Annotated in this window: 3 protein-coding genes; all 3 read left to right on the top strand. The window is 62.0% G+C overall.

The features are described 5' to 3' along the window. Positions 1-1198: signal recognition particle-docking protein FtsY (gene ftsY, locus EN984_RS29905; protein ID WP_245480146.1), on the top strand; the 1198-nt coding region annotated here is incomplete at its 5' end. 61 nt (positions 1199-1259) lie between these two features. Next, positions 1260-1934 (top strand): septation protein A, encoded by a 675-nt coding sequence (locus tag EN984_RS29900; RefSeq protein WP_127268190.1) that lies wholly within the window; start codon positions 1260-1262, stop codon positions 1932-1934. A gap of 95 nt (positions 1935-2029) precedes the next feature. Continuing rightward, a complete protein-coding gene (locus EN984_RS29895; protein ID WP_127268189.1) occupies positions 2030-2650 on the top strand; it encodes a pyridoxamine 5'-phosphate oxidase family protein in 621 nt (206 codons plus the stop codon). The last annotated feature ends 72 nt before the right edge of the window (positions 2651-2722 follow it).

The following is a 2722-nucleotide window of genomic DNA, read 5'->3' as shown; positions in this document are numbered from 1 at the left end:
GGGTAGGGGTGAGGGGCAGCACGACCTTGCGAAAGATTCGGCGCCACCCGTGGAAGCCATGCCGGCTGCTCTCGTGGCCGAAGCGCCCGCCGCCGAAATCGCACCTCTCATTCGCCAGCCGGCCCCGGTCGAATCGCAGCCGGTCATTGCGGAAATCGCGCCCGAGCCGCAGCCTCTTCCACAACCCGCGCCGGAGCCGAAAGCCGCCCCCGGCAAGGTGACCGTCACCAAGAAGGTCGAGCAGAAAGCCGAGCCGCAGAAGGCGCCCGAACCGGCACCGAGGCGCTCCTGGTTCCAGCGCATGAAGGACGGGCTTGCCCGCTCCTCCAAGGAGCTCACCGGCAACATTGCCGGCGTCTTCACCAAGCGCAAGCTGGATGAGGAGACGCTGCAGGATCTGGAGGATGTGCTGATCCGCGCCGATCTCGGCATGGAAACGGCCTTGCGCGTTACCGACGCGCTGGCCGCCAGCCGCTACGGCAAGGACGTCTCCGACACCGAGGTCCGCGCCATCATGGCGGCCGAGGTGGAAAAAGTGCTGACCCATGTCGCCATGCCGCTGGAGCTCGATCTCTCGCACAAGCCGCATGTCATCCTGGTGGTCGGCGTCAACGGCACCGGCAAGACCACCACGATCGGTAAGCTCGCCGCCAAGCTCACCGATGGCGGCCTGTCGGTGATGCTCGCCGCCGGCGACACCTTCCGCGCCGCTGCGATCGAGCAGCTGAAGATCTGGGGCGAGCGGACGAAATCGCCGGTCATCGCCTCCAAGATCGGCGCCGATGCCGCAGGGCTCGCCTATGACGCCTTCGAGAAGGCCAGGGAAGCCGGTTCCGACGTGCTGATCATCGACACCGCCGGCCGCCTGCAGAACAAGACCGAACTGATGGCCGAGCTCGAAAAGATCGTTCGCGTGCTGGGCAAACTCGATCCGGAAGCACCGCACACCGTGCTGCAGACGGTCGACGCCACCACCGGCCAGAACGCGCTCAACCAGGTCGAGATCTTCCGCAATATCGCCGGCGTCAACGGCCTGGTGATGACCAAGCTGGACGGCACGGCACGCGGCGGTATTCTGGTGGCGATCGCGGCAAAACACAAATTGCCGGTTTATTTCATCGGCGTCGGCGAACAGGTCGACGACCTCGAACCGTTCTCAGCAAGCGAATTCGCCAGGGCGATCGCTGGAGTAGCCTAACAAGCATGTCCCAAAAAGGTGCAGACTTTTTGGATCAGATCATGCGCAAGAAAGAGATTCCATGAACCCACCCATTCTCGAACGCGATCCGTCGGACCCGCAGAAGCAGAAGAAGGAAGGCGTCAATCCGCTGCTCAAGCTGGTGCTCGAGCTTGGGCCGTTGATGGTGTTCTTCTTCGCCAATGCGCGCAGCGGATGGCTGGTGCAGAAATTCCCTGTTCTGGCCGAGTTCGGCGGGCCGATCTTCGTTGCCACCGGGCTGTTCATGGCCGCCACGGCAATCGCGCTGATCGCCTCGTGGCTGCTCACCCGCACCTTGCCGATCATGCCGATGGTGTCGGGCGTCGTCGTCTTCATCTTCGGCGCGCTGACGCTCTATCTGCAGGACGACATCTTCATCAAGATGAAGCCGACCATCGTCAACACGCTGTTCGGCGGCGTGCTGCTCGGCGGCCTCTACTTCGGCAAGTCGCTGCTTGGCTATGTCTTCGATTCAGCCTTCAGCCTCGACGCCGATGGCTGGCGGAAACTGACCTTCCGCTGGGGCCTGTTCTTCCTGTTCCTGGCCATCGTCAATGAGGTGGTGTGGCGCAATTTTTCCACCGACGCCTGGGTTACTTTCAAGGTCTGGGGCATCATGCCGATCACGCTTCTATTCACCTTCAGCCAGATGCCGCTGATCCTGCGTCATTCACTCGAGGACAAGGCCGGCAAAGAAGAGAAGGCCGGGAAATAGAGCAACTCCAAGAAAAGTGTCCGGAGCTGCGTCAAAACAAAGGGAAACAGCGGTTCTGCGTTCGTGAGACAATGAACCGTTCTGGGGAGAGGGACATGGAATTCATCACCACGCACGACCAGTTGAGGACGATCTACAAGACGCCACGGCCAACCGACGGTTCTATCCGCAAGGAGCTGAAAAAACTTGACGGCCATTGCCGCTCCTTCATCGGCAAGAGCCCGTTCGTGCTGATCGGCTCGTCCGACGGTGCCGGCAACGCCGACGTGACGCCGAAGGGCGACAAGCCGGGCTTTGCCACCGTTCTCGACGACACCACCATCGCCATTCCCGACCGGCCCGGCAACAACCGGCTCGACACGCTGGAGAACATCCTCCTCAATCCCTCGGTCGGGCTGCTCTTCCTCATTCCCGGCATGAACGAGACGCTGCGCGTCAACGGCGATGCCCGCATCACCGTCGACGCAAATTTGCGCGAACGGCTCGCCGTCGACGGCAGGGAGCCGCAAAGCGTCGTCGTGGTCAGCGTCAAGGCCGCCTACATGCACTGCGCAAAAGCCTTCATGCGCTCGGATTTGTGGAAGCCGGAAACCTGGTACGACCGCGCGACGCTGCCGACGCTCGGCCAGATCATGCGCGATCAGCTGGCGGTTGCCGATTCCGCCGAGGCGACCGATCGCTGGCTCGACGAGGAATACAAGAAGACGATGTGGTAGGTTTTTCGACCCACGATTCGTCCTGACTGGTCCATCTTGCTGAACATCCTTGCCATTTCCGGAAGCCTGCGC

Origin of the sequence: Mesorhizobium sp. M7A.F.Ca.CA.004.12.1.1 (assembly GCF_003997835.1) — a bacterium.
GTDB lineage: Bacteria > Pseudomonadota > Alphaproteobacteria > Rhizobiales > Rhizobiaceae > Mesorhizobium.
Note: the sequence above shows the minus strand (reverse complement) of the source record. Positions and strands in the feature narration are given on the sequence as shown.

Bases quoted from the DNA above. Each gene is read 5' to 3' on its own strand.
- EN984_RS29900 (WP_127268190.1), top strand. From the start codon at position 1,260: ATGAACCCACCCATTCTCGAACGCGATCCGTCGGACCCGCAGAAGCAG.
- EN984_RS29895 (WP_127268189.1), top strand. From the start codon at position 2,030: ATGGAATTCATCACCACGCACGACCAGTTGAGGACGATCTACAAGACG.